This window comes from Halorubrum rarum, assembly GCF_048380895.1.
Lineage (GTDB): Archaea > Halobacteriota > Halobacteria > Halobacteriales > Haloferacaceae > Halorubrum.
The window spans coordinates 1-16,203 of sequence record NZ_JBLWMN010000009.1; the positions used below are offsets into that span (position 1 = coordinate 1).

Consider the following 16,203-nt stretch of genomic DNA (forward strand, 5'->3'; position numbering starts at 1 on the left):
ACACCCAATCCGTCCCGCTTCAGTTCCTAGAAAATGTGGTACTTCTACGGAGAGACGAGTACGGCAATCCGAGTGACAGAGCTCTCAGACTGATCGGAATCAACCGTCTAAACAAGGCCCGCACCCTGTATTCAGCAGGACCGTTGAAACCTATCACCGCTTGAGGGTTTCAACAAGGCCCTTGGATTCGATTAGGTGGGTGAGTGCCGTGTCGATCACGTTGGAGCGCGGTGGTTTGTTTTGGCCATCAGCAGCGACTATCTCGCTCGTCTGGTTGAACAGTCGCTTCCGCTCATCGGTCAATTTCAGGGAAGTTCGATCAGTTGTCAGGAGTGGTATAAGTAGTAGCGTATGCACCGGGGGTGTCGTTGCGTCGCTCGGGAGCGAGCTAGAGCTTATTCTTTATAAAGGGGTGCTGTGCATTGATGGGACCTGAGCGTCGTAGCTTCTTCCCCATCGCCAATTCTATGCACCCGGCCAGCTGTTCAACCTGGTTGAGGTGCATACATCGCGGTTTGTGTATACATTGCTGCGTAACCCCGTGTGGGGTCGGGGCCGAAGCCCTGCCTCCAGACGTCTGAGTAGCCTTCCGTTTCGCACGTAGACAGTTTTGCCCTGAGTCATCCTATACAGTCGGAAAGTTGCTCACAGTGTGTGAACTGACAGGGGTTCTCCGACACCCTGTTCGGTCCACACCCGTAGCCTCCGCTATCTCTTCTACAGATGGGATGTGAATCGTTGTGAGTGACCGTACGAATTCCGCAACCACGGGGGAATTCGATCACCCCTCGGCGCGGTGAATGATGTGTCGGATACAGATGCCGAGTTGCTGACCGACTGCCGCGTCCCCAAAGATTAGCGTTGCTGCCTCTCCGTCCGATTTGCCCTGCAAGACAGTCTTCCGAATGAACTCACGTATCGGATCCTCCCCGTGCCGCCGTGCGACGCGGTCAAGAATTTTTTCGAGTTCGTTACCTGGCTCCGGCTCTCTTGCCATGTCGAGTGCTTCAATCGTGATTCGACGTACGCGTCGCTGCTCCTCGGTCACTTCCCTCATTCCACCACCCTCGTGACAGTGAGTGCGTACTTGAGCCCGCAATCACACTCGACGATGTCGTTGATCGACTGGTCGTGCTCGCCGGTCCGGGCGATTGACTCACCGCACTGGCAAGTCACCTTCGCGTGCATACGGATAATGGTGCGCTGAGTTTAATGACCGCTCGGATTTCTCTTCACAGTTCGGCGAGAATGGGGAACCTAGTGACCCACGCCCGGGGGTCTTCCACCGGTACTTTCCGGACTATCGCTCGCGTTTCCCCGTCGACGCGTAGCACCCACGACTTGTCTTCATGTTCCCACTTCCCGTCTGGTTCACAAACTGACTCGATCCACGATCTAGCTTTCCCCGCGGAACTGAATGCTAGGCGACGACCTGACGGGCGGCACCACGCAACTATCACATGCACATTGTCGTCGCCCCGCATCCACTCACTGAATCGCTCGTGAATCGACTTGAACGCTCGCAAAACTACCGTCACCGTCCGGGTCCTCGTCGATCTACGCGTAGCTGTCTCGCTGTTTAATCATGTATATCCTAGATTTGCTAATACGGTACTCATCGGCGATGTCACCGTACCGTTCGCCCTGCTCCGCTCTTCACGCCGCACCACCGCTCTTGACATGGACGACGAGACGATCGAGAATGCACAACGCCTCTTCGTCTCTACGCACCCTGAAATCCTGCAGGCCGTCCGAGGGTTCGCCTGCAGAGTGGCAGTCTGCGTCCGGGTGTCGTGTGAGTTGCACGGTGTCCCGCACCGCATCGACGACATCTCCGCCGTCAAGGGTACTGACCCGTTTTTGATGATGCGTGAAGCCCGGGCTGTCAAGCGCGCGATGGGCGTACAAACGATGCCATTCACCGCTGACCATTACTTAGACCGGTTCGCTGGCGAACTCTCCGTCGACGGGACCGTACGCCGCACAGCACACGACGTCCTAGACTGGCTCGCGGTCGGGACGGGCGAGCGACCGCAGGTCAAAGCTGCCGCAGCGCTGTGGCTCGCCAGGAAGCTCGCCGATGATCCGCTGCCACACTCCGAGGTGAGTGCCGTGTCCGGTGCGTCGGACAACGCGATATGGAGGACGGCGCGGCGCGTGCTTGACTCGATTGCCAGTTAATCGTCTAGCCGATTAACCTTGAATCACATTTCGGCCGAATTGACCGAGCATAAACCCTAGTCCAACGACTATACTGATGTCTTCCTCCTTCTACAAACTCTACTATTCACTCACAGTGATTTTAATCCCGAATCCGTCTCCAGAGTCCATTAGCCAGTAGTAGTATCCGTGTATCCAGATTCCTTGGAGTTGCTCACGAATCTCTTCTTCCGACATTTCCTCATACTCCTCGCCGCGTTCATCTTTAAGAAGCTCCCGGGTGATTTCCTTCAACTTCAAATCGACTAAGCTACCATCTTTCCTGTACTCAGTTATCTCAGGCTTTGACTCTGGCTCAGTCAACACAAGTATGGAGAAAACACGCGAGGAATCCGTGTAGACGGGAACCAGTTCCGAATCGGTTTCAAACCCTCCTAGGACGTTTTCCGAGTCTCCGAAATCAAAGTCGAACCGCTCATTCTGAATTAAAGCTTGTCGGGCCCTGACACCTGAAATTACGATAGCTTTCACATCTCCATCTTCCTCGCACACCTTCTCCACAGCATCCAACAGTTGCTCATGACCCTCCACTTCGGCCTTTGAAACACCTTCATCCAGCCAATATTCTAAAATTCCGTTAATGTGCTCCTTAGCCTCTCTATCCACTGAAAACACATACTCCGTCGGAGGTTCTTCAATGAAAGCACCTCTCGGCAATGGCAGATTGAAAACCAGTTGACGTGGATCATCTTCCTCATTGTATGGTTCGATCTCCAACCAACCTAAATCAGTGAAGACCTGGCGAAGAACGAACTGCTCCTCGAACTTCTCGACATAGTCGTCCTTATAATTCGAGACCTTTTCCGAATCAAGGTCTGATTCAATTATAAAGTCCTCCTCCTTCCGCTCCAAAATCTCCTCCATCTGTTGGTCAAACGCAAGGAACAATTCCTTCCGCTCCTCCAACTCATCTTCCACCCGGTCAGGTACCGGGACGTCTTCCAAATCTTCCTTCGACACTTGCTCGATACTCTCTTCAAATCCAGGGTACGTAACCCGGTCTACTTCCAAATCCGCAAGCGGATTTTCGCTTTCATCGATATCATCGAGGTCAAAGTCATCTGGGTCAAGTAGTATGAGACCCATGATGCAGTAGAACTCTTTCAACCAGCCGTGTACAGCGGGCTGGCTTACTTGCACCCCCTTGAAGATGTCTGCGTCATCCGACTCCCATCGGAAGAAGTCAAGTCGCATTTGCTCGAAAAACCGGAAATATGACTCGTTCAACGCACTAAAACTCGAATACCGGTTCTTAATGGACTCTGAAAAAATCTCTCGGAAAGTCTCTGCTGGGAGTTCTCCTTGCTTGAGCATCTGGTAGGCCCATGCCGCAGCAGTATACCTGGAAACCTCGAACTCTGAGGTAAATCTTTCAACTGTTTCCTGCTCATATCTCTTGTATTCTAACTCTTCTTCGATCTTCTCTGCCTCCTCTTCAGACTCTTCATTCTCTAACGCCCATTCCAGCTCATAGATTTCCATCTCCGAATCAACAAGGATGAACGCATCCACACCGAGATTCCACGCATTATTGAAAGTCTGAGCATCCCCGTGCTCAAGCGCAATCCGGAGAAAATCTTCAAGGGTATCATAGTAGCTCTCAAAATTTGCAACCACCTGATCCGCTTCATCCCTCGAACGAGCATCCCGGAAAGACGCCACCAACAAGGTCTGTAAATCCTGGAAACTGGAGAGCAGGCCGTGAACCAAATTTTGGTTATCTTCCCCGCTCGAAACCAGCGCTTGGTAGAACAGACTGTACAGCGAAACCGATTTATCGAAAAGCTCTGTCTCACCCTGCTGGTGAAACATCACCGAGATCCGGAAGATTTCCCTCCTGACAGTGTTGATTAGCTCAGAATCACCGGTCCGACCTACGCCCTCCAAGATAGGATAGAACCTGCGGAAAACCCGATTCACAAGCCTACTTAGCGGTTGTGGTGTACCTGAATACTGTTCTACAATCTCACGGTTCAAATCAGTCGCGTATTCGAGTAGCCCCGTGTACAGCTTCAGATAATACTCAAGCCCGGCCTGCCTAAGTTCCTCAATCGCTGTTCTGGCAGACTCACGGATTTGAGCCATATTCCGCTCAACAAAGACATCGCCCGTGCGCCAAGGCCTCTCAGGACTAGTGTAAATGGCTTGGCTCAACTTTTCTGCAAATCCGGGTGAAAGCTCTGGCCGGTCACCTTCATCTGGGACCAGATACACTAGGTCCACACCCTGATTCAGTTCTTTACCGAGTTCGACATCGATGAACAGATTCAAATCGTGCTCTTCGAAACGTTCCTTCTCTGAGAGACAGGCCTCTCGTAGTGCTCCTAAATCGATGTCAGAGACGTAGCCCTTCAAACTTAATTCGTCAACAGTGTACAATCTTCCTCCCCGACTCCTTCCGATAACCACAAATTCTGGGACAGCCGTTTGAAGGATCTCTTGGGAAACGTCCTGCCGATCCAGTTCCTGAAGTTGGAGTCCAATTCCCTTCTTCACCTGCTCCACTGTCATCTCATCAAGTGGATCTGAGAAAACTAGTTTGGCGACCCGAAAATACACATACCCAATCATCAGTATGGTTCCAAGAAACGCGGTGGAAGCCGTATTTACCACTAGAGGCGCAACATCTTCTGGTGACCAGTAGAAGTGGAGATACGCTAATAGAGCGGAAGACATCAACGCAAAGTAGATGGCAGGCATCGCCCGCGACTCAGCCAAGAACTCCTGAATAACGCCTTCACGGTACCTAGTACGGTATACTTGGTCAAGCAAGAAAATCAGGACGATAAAACTCAGTCCAGTAATAGTTAGTTCAGCCTGCCAGCCCGCCCCTACAGACCCTGTGATTGGTGAGTTCCCGAAATAGGTTATCAGGTAGGCTATTGAAACGATCAGTGGTACCCCGAATAGGGTTACCCATGTGAAACTCCAGTGTGTCCACAACGATCTCTTCTGGAATAATGACCGTTTCAGAACCCGTATTCGGCTATTAGCACGTGCCTCTTCCCACAGCGTCTTCCTCCGAAGCGATTGTCGAGGAAACAGTATCCAAGGGTTTCGGCGGTACCAAGCAAGAATTTGAGGCCAGATAATTGAATAAATCAGCAACACTGCAGTTCCAAATACTACCGCAATTGCTAAAACCAGATATACAGTTACACCCCCTGATTCCACCATATACATGAGACTTACAATGTTGAATTATAAATGACCGGGTTAAATGGCCATTTCGGGCGGGTTGTTAGTGTAGAACGTATGTACACACCCGTTCCTGACCTGTCTCGTGACTGTTGGAATACTATGTTGAATACCTTCTCTGGGCCTTGTTTAGACGCTAGCGAGAACGGCTCTACTGGTGGTTTGGAGCCGTTTCCACCAGGTGGCGAGCGAGAGTGTTCGAGGGAGATTCTCCTAATGGAGAACTTCGGCCGGCCGTAGAACGGCTGAGAATACAGATTCCCTCGATCGTTAGGTCTGTCCTGGAACTCCTTTCGACGTAGAATGAGATCGATGCCGGCGATTTGAGGGCTCTCATCCTCGAATTCAAGCGTCTAAACAAGGCCCCTTCTCTGTATGCAGCACACCGTTTATCGGTTGGCAAGGTTTCAACAGAGGCGTCTTCGTCTATCTCGATGAGCCAGCGGAAGAATTCTATGAAGTACTGTCCTTTATCTCGCTTGTTCGCCGCTGCCCAAATTTTACTTTGATACAAATCAAACTTTGTCTGAAAACGCTGAAAATAACGAAGTCATACTGAGACCATCAATACGTTGAACAGTACGCCATCAAGTGGTGAATCCTCACAAAACTCCAAAATAGTGGATCAGGTGGTCTTGAACCAGACGGCGCGGCGCTCATCGATCTTTTTCTTTGTTATCCTACCGTCGTCAGCGAGCGAATCAAGGTAACGAAGTGCAGAGCGTCTTGGTATTCCCAATTCGTCGGCAATTTCCCGCGTCGACGTAGGCTCATCGACACGTTCGAAAGCGGCATACACGTCATCTAGACTGATGTCCCGTTCGGAAATAAATTGGCCTTTCTCGTCACGTTCCCGGTCTTCTTGGGTCATACGCCGATGTTGACTACGGGTTCCTTAGTCCTGTCCTTGCAAGGTCTCGGCTCAGTTATTTATGTCCAGGCCGTGTAAGGACAGGTAAGGGGAAATGGCCGAGAACATCGCAAAACAAGAGGAAGAGTACAGCTACGACGACTCACTCGGGGTGTACGTGCATCCCGAGCCAATCTCGATAGAGGACATAGAGATTGACGAGGAATTCTACTTCCACGAGCAAATCGAGATTGGCGGCGTCCCCGCCCGCATCGATACGCGGTACGACGTCCTACTTGACAACGTGTACGTCCGGATCGATGAGCAGAAACTCGACATACACCGCGTCAGACCTGAAGTTGGGATCGAGGGCGTCATGGACGGAAAGTCGATCCGGTGGTATTTCGACGATTCGCTCGACGCATTCAACGCGTTCCTCCGCCGCGTCGACGCGACCGTGACCAACGAAGACACCGACCAAAGAGCGTGAATCCCATTGTCTACAGATGGTTACAACCCAGGTCCAAATCAGGCCCCAGAGAGACCAGCGATCACCGACCCGCAAAAGATACACCGCATCATCCGCCGGATCGACATCCCGGACGAGTACGACGAAGACGAGTGTTGGCCGTTCGACGGAGCGACGCAGCACGGGTACGGGTATCTCGGGTACAATGGAGCCGTGCGTCGCGCGCACCGGATCTCGTACCGGATTCACTATGGCCGCATCCCGGCTGGGATGTGTGTTTTGCACGACGATTCGACGTGCTCGACGAGAGCATGCTGTAATCCCCGGCACCTCAGGCTGGGAACCCCTGCGGAGAATTCGAGAGAAGCCGCCGAGACCGGTGGAATCACCGGGACGAAAGGCATCGACCGCGACGACTGCTTCACCGCCGATGAAGTACGAGAGATCCGGCGACGATACCGTGACGAGGACATCACGTACAAGGAACTCGCCGCTGAATACGACTCGTCTGAGAGCTCGATCGGCGCGCTCGTTAACCGGAAGACGTACGCCTACATCGACTGACCGATGCTGGTCCGTCTCGCCCGGATTTACGATGGCGTCCTTGACGCTGCACGTACCTTGTTTTTCGCTGTCCTGATGGTTCTCCTCGGGACGTGACTAATCCGTCAAGGCCGGTATCGGTCCGGAGCTGGGTCGTTGTTCGTCACTGTCGTACTGGTGTTGTCGCTGGTTGAGTGGCGCGGGCGGAACGTTCTCGGATTAGTTTGGACGTGGTACGACTAGGACAGGCTGTGATACCCGGAGCGGCGGTCACTCCTCACTGTTTTCGACAATCTCGATTATCTGCTGCGGGTAGAACGCGAAGTTCACGTTCAACGGGCCTTCCTCGATCGGGTGTACGTTCGAATGGAGAGTAGACGAGTGAATACCGAGGAAATACCGCTGCGGTTGCTTATACACAACTGGCTCACCCCCCATCTGGTCGATTATTGACGGTGTGGTGAAAACAGGGCTGCCGCTCATCCCTGAGTGCGTGTTCGCGTCTGTAGCGAACGCGAGGTTCCCCATGAACCCGCCGCCGTAGTGACTAGAGATAAGCGCACTCCTAATCACCGGCATGTAATCGTTCGGCTCAATCACTGGGTACCCGACGATCATCGCTTCCTCACCTGCCTTTATCGGTCGTTCATCCGGGAGAAAGTTCGGCGGGCCGATCGGTTGATTAATGTAATCATCCAGGTCGTCATACAGTTCGAGCACTGCTAAGTCGGGCTGCGGTTCTGCAGAGTGCTCCATCCATTGCCGCTCGCCGTCCTCAACTAAGTTGAGCGGCCGGCTGATACGGAGCATCGGCGCGTCAGCACTGTCTCGCAGGTAAATCCGGGCTTCCTCGGACACGAATTCTTCCTCGCCGTCGTCGTTCTCTTCGACGAAGACGTGCCGGTTCGTGACGAGATAGTCTTTCTCCTCGCCTTGCTGTTCGAACCTGAACAGCGTGCCTGTTGCGTGACCGCCGTCCGGGAATTTGATCGGAGTGACACTCAGGAAAAGCGGGTCTAGAGGGTTGTTCGGCATACTCATTTTGTCTGCTGGTTGGGTAGGTCGGGTTATTGATGTTAGTGGTGTCTACCTACAGGTCAGTTAACCGTCCGTACCTCCTACTTCTGACCACGCACCGGGTCGTTCCCAGCCACTGCGCTATAGGGAAAGACAGGGAAGCTCACCAATGATCACACCTGGCGACGGCCCCCTAGCGGAGACGTGGGTTCGAATACCTCCAGCGCAATCACGCATGCCACCTGACCACATACCCACGGTAGGAGAGATAGGGGGAGCCACGGTGTTGACGAAGAACAGGTCCAGAAAGAGGCCTAGGCCGCGGGGCGGTCGTTGAGCGGGGTAGAAAGACCGGAAAGCACTCAGTAACGCAGAGGGAGAGATCAGTCTCCTATATCCCCTCAATCATATTGTTCGACCAACTGGACGCACTGGGAGAGGAACTAAGGAAGGTAGACATGAATCTTAGGGCCGATGAGTCTCGAAATTGAACAGAACCAACGAACCGGGGGATTTAGATGTCCGTCTCTGTAAATAAACATTTCAATAAGCTAACTCCTATCGGGTACAGGTACGATTCCGATGAAGAAGAGGAAGGATTCGCTGGCACCGGATTCTTCTACCACTCGCAGTACGCAGAGCCACTCTCGGCGTATTTCGATGACGTGGAACATCCACCAATGGGTCCTTACCTTGTTACGAATAGGCACATCGTCGAGCCCATAGGTGACCCTAATCCGGACAGGTTAGCTATCTATCTCCGTGAGGACGGGTTCAGTGCCAGTCCTACGAGATACGACCTACCATTGTACGATGACGAAGGAGAACCACTTTGGTTGGAGCACCCGAACAAAGATGTCGATGTTGTCCTGATTTTGCTTGATCTGGAGCTCGGTCCTAGGTTCACGTACACGCGATTTCAAATAGCGGATAGGGGTGACGAGGTCTCGGGTGGTGACATGGCCCGAGTGATCGGATACCCTAATTTGCTAAGGGAGTTCCGGATGTTCCCGATAATGCGTAACGGGTTGATATCAAGTCCTTACAGCGTATCTTTCGAGGATGAGGATTTCTTCTATTTTGATGCTCGGCTTCATCACGGGATGAGCGGGAGTCCGGTGGTCTACATCCCACCGGAAACAATCCCGATCGACGACGCGGTTGTTTATGAATCAGGCGAGGACGGCTTACCAGAACCTGTAGAAGATATGGACATCGATATCGATTCTATCGATATGCCGAATACTCGGGAATACCTTCTGGGGATTCATTCTGAGGAGAGGATTGAGACGAGTGAAGATACAATGATGGAGGAGATACGTGAACGGTTAGAAGAGTTGGAGGCCGGTGGGGATGACGGATTTATGCGAAAATTAGAATCTATAGTTGAGCAGCTTACGGGTGAGACTGGTTTGAACGTTGCTTGGCATGCGAGTTTGATCGAGGAAATTCGAGAGGAGGGGAACGTTACTGATGAGGACGCCGTTACACCAATCTAATCCACCGAATCGTCGGTACCTCGGAACTACCAGCGGGGATCGAAAATCCTCGTCATGCGCATCGAAGGTTGTGGAACTCGCGCCCTGTATCTTGAACGCCAGTCTTGACAAGACCTGGATAGACAGAGCGTGCGAAGCGTTCTATGACACGCTCAGTAAGGAGTGTCCGAGAACCCCACCTCCGAATAACAGACAGGGGATCAGGGTGGGTGCGTTGCGTTTTCGTCGATCATTATGCCGACGGCATCGTACACCTCGATCGATTCGACTGTGTACGTCTTGTCGTCATCCTCGGCGAGCCATTTCTCGCTGTGTTTTCTGACCCACCTCGCGGTCTGGCGACCGAGCTTCGATTCTACGAACCGCTGCGCTCGGTCCTGTGATGCGAAGTGCCACTCACCTCTACTCGTAGGGGACCGGAGTCGTACGCGCCAGATACACGTTCTGCAGGGCTCAGTGATCATTGTCGTTAGTGAGTAGTGCTGGAGGTGTTGTGAAAACTTGTAAATCACTTCCTCCCCGTTTCAGGGGCCGGCCCCCTGAAACAGGGGCTTCCCTTATTAGATCAAACATTCGAATCACTATTGTTGAGGTTCGAGCTAATCCATGCCGAAAACCACGACCACAACCGTGACGCAAAACTCTGAAGGACAATTCCAAGTCACGATCCCAAAAGCGCTCGGCGACCACTACGAACTCGCCGGAAAGAAACTGGAGTGGCGCGCCGGCACCGCGCGAGATAAAATGGAGGTGATCATCCACGATGCCGACGACTGATTCTCCTACACGGATAGTCCCCGCCGGAGACGGGACCGAGAAACACATAATGCATCGATGCGATGACGACCACCCAGCAGTAATCGCACGCTCAAAAGAGTGGATCGCGTCCAGCAAAGTCATCGACGTTTTTGACTACAGATGACGATTCTGAGAACAAACACGCACCACGGGACAATCGGAGACTACACTGACTGCGACGAGAAGATGATCGACACGCCCTGTCCAGGGTGTCACACTTCTGGAATCACCTCTCGTATCAAAGAAGGTGAGAGCGATGACTGAAACAGACAAAAACCCGATTGCAATAGGGTACACGCGCCTCTCACAACAATCAGATACCAGTATAGACACACAGAAACGTCGCATCAGAGAGTACTGCGACGAGTACGGATTCGAACTCGTAGAGATTTTCGACGAGGGAGAGCAATCTAGCGGATTCACTCCTGCCAACCTGAAAGAGTGGACCGCATTGCGAGACGTGATACAAAACAACGGAGACCGTACTGACTTCCCGGAGATCGATGCGCTCATCGTCCGTGGGAAGCGGCGTCTCGCCAGGGACATTGACGAGGTGATGAGGTTCATCCCGGATGTCCGCGACGCCGGAATTGAAGTACACACCGTGCAGGACGGGAAGCTTGATTTAAGCGACCCTATGAATGCCGCGATCGAGATACTCCAGGCTGCAGCAGCATTCGAAGAGAAGCTCGCTGAAATCGAGAAAGCTGTTGAAATCACTGAAAAGCGCGCTGAGAACGGGTACTGGTCCGGTGAAGCCCCGTACGGCCTGCACTTCGGCGTCAACGAGGAACACGGGAAACGTCTGATTCCGTTACAGGGCGAGTGTCGAAGCGTCCTTAATGTCCTCCAGCTGCGTGGAGAGGGTGCATCGTACCGGGTAATTGAGCGTGAGACCGGTGTTCCGTTGACGACTGCGTGGCGCATCTGCCGTCGTCGAGACGTGTACAGAGCGGCGGCTGAGCGCGCTGTGAAACACGGCCTAACGGATGGAGTGAATTGGATCGATGACGATGAAGAAGCCGGCTCACCAGCTGCGTGAAACGACTTCCCGAAGAGGGGGCGCACCTACCCCGGTAGTCCGTTAACGTGCCGCACCACGGCAGTCCTTGCGACGATGCATGCTCATATTCTTTGCGTGAGGGTCAGAGGTTTAATAGGCTAACTGGCCATTCACCGGTGGTGGCAGGTTGCGTCGACGCGAGCTTCTAGTGACTCCAACATAGGTGTTTGGGGTTCCAAGTGACCTTGACACGCAGAATAGTTATATTTTTGACTACCAACAGTGTGTTAACATAGTGTTGGTGGTCAATCTTATGACATTACTATGTGGCGGAGTGAATCGCAACCCACAATAGAATAAGGGAATTCCTCGTCGGCGATAATCCTGGGTGAATTTCGCATTACACACGCCCATCCTCACGTACAAGCTGAACCCTTCGGTTTCCAACGCAGCGTGGGTGGACAAGCGAGAGGGAATTCAGGAGCACACAGTACTACGAGTCAACCACCATCTTGTCACGAATTGGCCCGATGAGTGGAACGAGGACACGATTGCTGAACGAGGAAGTTGGCTTTCGGAAAAGGCGAGTGACGTCTGGGCAGGCCCAGATTCATCTTTTTGGTGTATAAGCAGGGGTACAGCATCTCTGATCAGATAAACTCGCGGACCCGGGATTGTAGATAGTTGAAAGCCTCTTCCGCGACGTCCACATCTCTGGCACCGGTGATGACGATCTTTCCATTTGCGAAGACGAGGAGAACCGCACCGATGTTCGAAGGACGGTAGATCAGGCCGGGGAACTGCTCAGGCTCGTACTCAGTTGACTCTAAGCCAAGTCCGATTGAGAGCGCGTTCAGGTTGACATCTTCACCAAGTGCCGCAGTACACACGACGTTCTGGACTCCAAATCCAGTGTCACGCCCTTGCTCAAGGATCCCCAAATCGCTCATATTTGCCAGTAGTCCCTCGTTCGTCACGTCGAGTTCTTCATAACTGGAACATCCACTAATGATGTACTCCCCGCTCCGGTATACCGTAATTAGAGGTCCTCCCTCTTTGAGACGAACGTACAGACCGTGGTAATTGGATGGATCGTACTCAAGGTACGGTGTGGACAGATCTTCTTCGAGTGCCTCCAAATCCAACTCTGCGTGGAGGTCGCCCGACCCGACGATGTTCGACGACCTCTCCTAACAACTGTCAACAGTCATCATCACACAACCCTAAAATCCGTAATTTGTATTGTGGTGCCTCACAAACAGTGTTTACAAATTATTTGCGGGAGCTTAGTCATCTTACCCTACCAAGTTGAGGGCATAACGAGATGAGGGAAATATTATTATCATCTCCTCTTTAACAGCTTGAGTACGAGGTACAACGAACGGTAAATTATGCCGGCCACATTAGACGCTATTCGGGACAGACTGGACAACTCGTCGTCTCATAACGACGTTCGAACGCGAGTAAATCCGTATCTCGAAGAGTTGCTCGGGTGGACCCTAACGACGGAGGTTGATTCTGGCAGTGGAGGCAGCATTGACTCAGTCCCCGTAACGAATCTCGGTAACCGAGATATCGAGATACCTGCCTTCGTAATCGAGTACAAGAAGGGCGAGAGCGAAAGCACCGAGGAGTTGGAAGAAAAGTCCGGCGGAAAGTCAGGTGAGACTGCGATTGGGCAGTTGGAACGGTACGTAACTCAGAAGAAGATTTGCAATTTCGGCTTCCTTGTTGACGCTTCACGATTTGTTGTCTACCGTCGTCAAGGGGATTCACTGCACGATGACCCTGAGAGCGAAATAGTCTTTGCGGAGGCAATAGATTCTGACTTCGAAGAACTGGAAAAGTTAGTCCCACTCGTCGGCGGTCTTCCGGACGAACTGCTAAAAATTGAGGACCCGTGGGAGTTCGCAGATACGCTCCAAGCGTCCATCGAACAACTCACTCCACCCCTGCAAGACCTATTCGACATTATCGAACCAGAGGAGTACGATCTTCTGTTGGAAATCATCCCCAGTGGACTAAGTGAAGAGGAGTTCGTCCAGAAGACGGCCGCTTCTTTGGTGAGCAAGGTCATGCTTCTTCGGGCGATGGAGGATCAGAACAACGAGTTCGGGATCGTTCTTAATCCTGAAGTTATGCGCCAGTTCTCCAAATCTCCCTTCGGGTATATACTAGCGTTTTCATCCGCCTATGACCTCGGAGCGATGAACTTCCCGCAGGTGATGAAAGCTGATATTGACGTATTCGACTGGTGGGTACCCACTCACCATATCAGCGAAGTTCGTCGAAACACGAAGGATGCTCATCTCGAACTCAACGGTCGGCTGGCGAATGTGCTGAACCAACTCTATTGGTATGAAGTTGAGTTCCAGCAGGACTTGATGGGGATGACGTACCAAAAGCTGCGGAAAAAAGGTGAAACCGCAGTTCTTGGCTCCTACTTTACGCCACCTCAACTTACGGATACGACAGTCGATGCCGTTGACACACTCGTCGGTGATCTGGGCATTACCGACTACACTCGTCGTGACCTCTACGATAAACCTGACTTCAAGGTTATTGATCCCACTTGTGGCTCTGGTACTTTCTTCATCTCTTACATTAAGAAAGCAATAAAGGAAACAAATCGGGCTCCGTCAGATACTGCTAATACCCTCATTAAGAAACTCCATGGAATCGACATTGACCCGTTAGCCGTTTTAATGGCTCGCGCCCAGATTTACGGCAGTCTTAGTCCCCACTTGTCCAGTCCGCCATCTCCAAGTGTCTACTGGAGTAATACTCTTGACCACATTCAAACGAGTCAAGGGCAGAGCGTTCTTGACCAGTTCAACAAACATAGCGACATTGGAGCTCCGATTGACGAGGTGCGCTACGACATGGAGCGGGCTGATAAGGAAATTACGAAGGGATCCTTCGATCTGGTCATCGGAAATCCACCATGGGGACGACGGGGCGAAATTGTCCGTCACCTACGTGATGTCGGGCATTCTCGTGAAGATGCAAATGACCGTATTGACCATCTTGTACCGGAAGTCTGGCGTGATCACTTCGATACCCGTGACGACAATCTCTTAACTCCGTTTGTGATTGCTGGGGATCGCCTCTTAAAGGAAGGCGGTGTGATGGCCTTTGTCCTTGACGCTCGCTTCCAAGCCAGCGAGTGGGGGGGTGAAGTTGTAGAAATGTTGAATGACTATGATGAGGTTCGCGTACTTGACGTTAGCCAGTCCAGCGACGCCGAGTTCCGTGAATCAGTCAGCTATCCAGCTATCGTTCTAGGGGTGAAATAATGAGTAAAGGCATAATTTTCGACGATCTGAAAAATGTCGTCAGTCGCCTGAAAAGTTCAGATTTCGATGACTCAGAGTTCGCGTACGAACAGTACACGTCTGGTCGGTCTGCATTCGATGTTGCTGGTGACACCATCCATACGATTCAGGGAGAAGTAACGTACCCCCGTGGACCGTTTTCTGTCAAGTTTGACGACCTAATAGATTCAGCCACCAAAATAACAGAATCTCCACCAGGTGTTCTCCCCTATTTGAAAGGGGCCAAGCAACTGAAAGGGACCAACCCCTCGCCAAGAGATGTTGGTCTTCCGTGTTTTACCGGCGACTCGAATATCGGAATTCGATGGCTGTTTGACACCAGCGGTACCAGCGGTGGAAGCGACTTCACGGAATGGGGCCGCCTTGACAAAGATACCGTCAAAGGTCTCAATGACATCGAAATTCCGGAGAAAGACCCTATAACAGACATGCGGGAGGACGCGAGCGTTAGTCCTGGGTTCACCCATCCTGAAGATCCCCGTGTGGTTGAAGGCCGCATCAATAACTACTGGTGGGAGGTCTGGTGCGCCCGATGTCAAGAACTCATGGACTCGTGGCGAGTTATTCTTCCTGCCGGGACAAACGACACGCGCCCGCTTGTGCTTGCGCCACACAATACCATCGTATCGAATAACTTCAACTTCATCTTGTTTGAAAGCGGCTCCAAAGCCGTTGCAGCAGCCGCCGTTCTTGGGTCAGAACAAGTACAGAACCAAGTCCACAAAATTGTCCCTTGGTCAAAAGGGGGTACGGCCCGACCAGGGGTGAAGCATTATCGTGCCCTGCTCCACCAACATAGGTCAAAAATCGAAGACATTGTAGACGACGACGCAGGTGATGTGACCATACTGGCCAATCAAATGGATTCGGTTCACGAATCATTGATGACCGCACTCCGTGGGTACGTTAGTGATCCGACCGGGAATCAAATCCGTGACTACTATTCCGCTATTCCCAGCGGTGATGCATTAGAGTATGAAATAGAAGGTATCAAACCGTCGGGGGATGATGAGGTTGTCTGCTTCAAGACCTCCGAAGGTGAAGTGGAAGTCGGGTTTTCGGATGAAGCGGATAAAGCGGCGAGTGCCGGTATAGCAGGTTGGCTTGCTGCCGCTCGTGGTGATACAGTAGATGATGTCCTTGATTTGCCCGTATTTTCTTCTGATCCGGACACTGTTCGGTCAGTCCTATACGAGACTGGCTTTGACACATTCCGGCAGAAAATCGTCAACGACTATCTCTGAACCAACCCAGTTCCCCTTCGAATACAG

Annotated in this window: 16 protein-coding genes; 9 read left to right on the plus strand and 7 right to left on the minus strand. The window is 52.1% G+C overall.

Going from position 1 to position 16,203, the window contains the following annotated elements; all coding sequences use genetic code 11:
- Positions 1-153 precede the first annotated feature (153 nt).
- From ACNSN7_RS08655 to ACNSN7_RS08665, 3 genes are all read right to left on the minus strand, one after another.
- The gene (locus ACNSN7_RS08655; RefSeq protein ID WP_418281880.1) at positions 154-357 is read right to left on the minus strand and encodes a DUF7386 family protein; all 204 of its coding nucleotides are present in this window, start codon (positions 355-357) and stop codon (positions 154-156) included.
- Positions 358-781: 424 nt separating this feature from the next.
- Positions 782-1,048 (minus strand): hypothetical protein, encoded by a 267-nt coding sequence (locus ACNSN7_RS08660; protein WP_418281881.1) that lies wholly within the window; start codon positions 1,046-1,048, stop codon positions 782-784.
- 5 nt (positions 1,049-1,053) lie between these two features.
- Complete coding sequence (locus tag ACNSN7_RS08665) at positions 1,054-1,188, minus strand: hypothetical protein (protein ID WP_418281882.1); 135 nt, start codon at positions 1,186-1,188, stop codon at positions 1,054-1,056.
- Positions 1,189-1,680: 492 nt separating this feature from the next.
- On the opposite strand from ACNSN7_RS08665, the gene ACNSN7_RS08670 reads away from it, so the two are divergent.
- Positions 1,681-2,181, plus strand: coding sequence for a transcription initiation factor IIB family protein (locus tag ACNSN7_RS08670; protein WP_418281883.1), 501 nt, complete (start codon positions 1,681-1,683; stop codon positions 2,179-2,181).
- A 102-nt stretch (positions 2,182-2,283) separates the two neighbouring features.
- On the opposite strand, the gene ACNSN7_RS08675 is transcribed toward ACNSN7_RS08670, so the two are convergent.
- Together ACNSN7_RS08675 and ACNSN7_RS08680 are read right to left on the minus strand one after the other, a co-directional pair.
- Complete coding sequence (locus tag ACNSN7_RS08675) at positions 2,284-5,397, minus strand: hypothetical protein (RefSeq protein WP_418281884.1); 3,114 nt, start codon at positions 5,395-5,397, stop codon at positions 2,284-2,286.
- Between the two features lie 646 nt (positions 5,398-6,043).
- Positions 6,044-6,289: a winged helix-turn-helix transcriptional regulator gene (locus tag ACNSN7_RS08680; protein WP_418281885.1), complete on the minus strand. Its 246-nt coding sequence runs from the start codon at positions 6,287-6,289 to the stop codon at positions 6,044-6,046.
- A 94-nt stretch (positions 6,290-6,383) separates the two neighbouring features.
- On the opposite strand from ACNSN7_RS08680, the gene ACNSN7_RS08685 reads away from it, so the two are divergent.
- Together ACNSN7_RS08685 and ACNSN7_RS08690 are read left to right on the plus strand one after the other, a co-directional pair.
- Complete coding sequence (locus ACNSN7_RS08685; RefSeq protein WP_418281886.1) at positions 6,384-6,758, plus strand: hypothetical protein; 375 nt, start codon at positions 6,384-6,386, stop codon at positions 6,756-6,758.
- A gap of 6 nt (positions 6,759-6,764) precedes the next feature.
- Positions 6,765-7,301: an HNH endonuclease signature motif containing protein gene (locus ACNSN7_RS08690; protein WP_418281887.1), complete on the plus strand. Its 537-nt coding sequence runs from the start codon at positions 6,765-6,767 to the stop codon at positions 7,299-7,301.
- Positions 7,302-7,550: 249 nt separating this feature from the next.
- Here the strand turns inward: ACNSN7_RS08690 and ACNSN7_RS08695 are convergent, their stop codons facing one another.
- Positions 7,551-8,321 (minus strand): S1 family peptidase, encoded by a 771-nt coding sequence (locus ACNSN7_RS08695; protein ID WP_418281888.1) that lies wholly within the window; start codon positions 8,319-8,321, stop codon positions 7,551-7,553.
- A gap of 494 nt (positions 8,322-8,815) precedes the next feature.
- Between ACNSN7_RS08695 and ACNSN7_RS08700 the strand changes: the two genes are divergently transcribed.
- The 4 genes from ACNSN7_RS08700 (at position 8,816) to ACNSN7_RS08715 (ending at position 12,255) form a co-directional block, all read left to right on the plus strand.
- Complete coding sequence (locus tag ACNSN7_RS08700; RefSeq protein WP_418281889.1) at positions 8,816-9,796, plus strand: S1 family peptidase; 981 nt, start codon at positions 8,816-8,818, stop codon at positions 9,794-9,796.
- A gap of 606 nt (positions 9,797-10,402) precedes the next feature.
- Positions 10,403-10,573 (plus strand): hypothetical protein, encoded by a 171-nt coding sequence (locus tag ACNSN7_RS08705; RefSeq protein WP_418281890.1) that lies wholly within the window; start codon positions 10,403-10,405, stop codon positions 10,571-10,573.
- A 277-nt stretch (positions 10,574-10,850) separates the two neighbouring features.
- The gene (locus ACNSN7_RS08710; RefSeq protein ID WP_418281891.1) at positions 10,851-11,636 is read left to right on the plus strand and encodes a recombinase family protein; all 786 of its coding nucleotides are present in this window, start codon (positions 10,851-10,853) and stop codon (positions 11,634-11,636) included.
- A 349-nt stretch (positions 11,637-11,985) separates the two neighbouring features.
- On the plus strand, positions 11,986-12,255 hold the full coding sequence (locus tag ACNSN7_RS08715; RefSeq protein ID WP_418281892.1) for a GmrSD restriction endonuclease domain-containing protein: 270 nt from the start codon (positions 11,986-11,988) through the stop codon (positions 12,253-12,255).
- On the opposite strand, the gene ACNSN7_RS08720 is transcribed toward ACNSN7_RS08715, so the two are convergent.
- Positions 12,248-12,772, minus strand: coding sequence for a TATA-box-binding protein (locus ACNSN7_RS08720; protein WP_418282002.1), 525 nt, complete (start codon positions 12,770-12,772; stop codon positions 12,248-12,250). The genes ACNSN7_RS08715 and ACNSN7_RS08720 overlap by 8 nt on opposite strands.
- A gap of 216 nt (positions 12,773-12,988) precedes the next feature.
- Between ACNSN7_RS08720 and ACNSN7_RS08725 the strand changes: the two genes are divergently transcribed.
- A complete protein-coding gene (locus ACNSN7_RS08725) occupies positions 12,989-14,893 on the plus strand; it encodes an Eco57I restriction-modification methylase domain-containing protein (protein WP_418281893.1) in 1,905 nt (634 codons plus the stop codon).
- On the plus strand, positions 14,893-16,176 hold the full coding sequence (locus ACNSN7_RS08730) for a hypothetical protein (protein ID WP_418281894.1): 1,284 nt from the start codon (positions 14,893-14,895) through the stop codon (positions 16,174-16,176). Before ACNSN7_RS08725 ends, ACNSN7_RS08730 begins: the two co-directional genes overlap by 1 nt.
- Positions 16,177-16,203: the final 27 nt, after the last annotated feature.

Bases quoted from the DNA above. Each gene is read 5' to 3' on its own strand.
- ACNSN7_RS08665 (WP_418281882.1), bottom strand. From the start codon at position 1,188: ATGCACGCGAAGGTGACTTGCCAGTGCGGTGAGTCAATCGCCCGGACC.
- ACNSN7_RS08670 (WP_418281883.1), top strand. From the start codon at position 1,681: ATGGACGACGAGACGATCGAGAATGCACAACGCCTCTTCGTCTCTACG.
- ACNSN7_RS08675 (WP_418281884.1), bottom strand. From the start codon at position 5,397: ATGGTGGAATCAGGGGGTGTAACTGTATATCTGGTTTTAGCAATTGCG.
- ACNSN7_RS08680 (WP_418281885.1), bottom strand. From the start codon at position 6,289: ATGACCCAAGAAGACCGGGAACGTGACGAGAAAGGCCAATTTATTTCC.
- ACNSN7_RS08685 (WP_418281886.1), top strand. From the start codon at position 6,384: ATGGCCGAGAACATCGCAAAACAAGAGGAAGAGTACAGCTACGACGAC.
- ACNSN7_RS08695 (WP_418281888.1), bottom strand. From the start codon at position 8,321: ATGAGTATGCCGAACAACCCTCTAGACCCGCTTTTCCTGAGTGTCACT.
- ACNSN7_RS08700 (WP_418281889.1), top strand. From the start codon at position 8,816: ATGTCCGTCTCTGTAAATAAACATTTCAATAAGCTAACTCCTATCGGG.
- ACNSN7_RS08705 (WP_418281890.1), top strand. From the start codon at position 10,403: ATGCCGAAAACCACGACCACAACCGTGACGCAAAACTCTGAAGGACAA.
- ACNSN7_RS08710 (WP_418281891.1), top strand. From the start codon at position 10,851: ATGACTGAAACAGACAAAAACCCGATTGCAATAGGGTACACGCGCCTC.
- ACNSN7_RS08725 (WP_418281893.1), top strand. From the start codon at position 12,989: ATGCCGGCCACATTAGACGCTATTCGGGACAGACTGGACAACTCGTCG.
- ACNSN7_RS08730 (WP_418281894.1), top strand. From the start codon at position 14,893: ATGAGTAAAGGCATAATTTTCGACGATCTGAAAAATGTCGTCAGTCGC.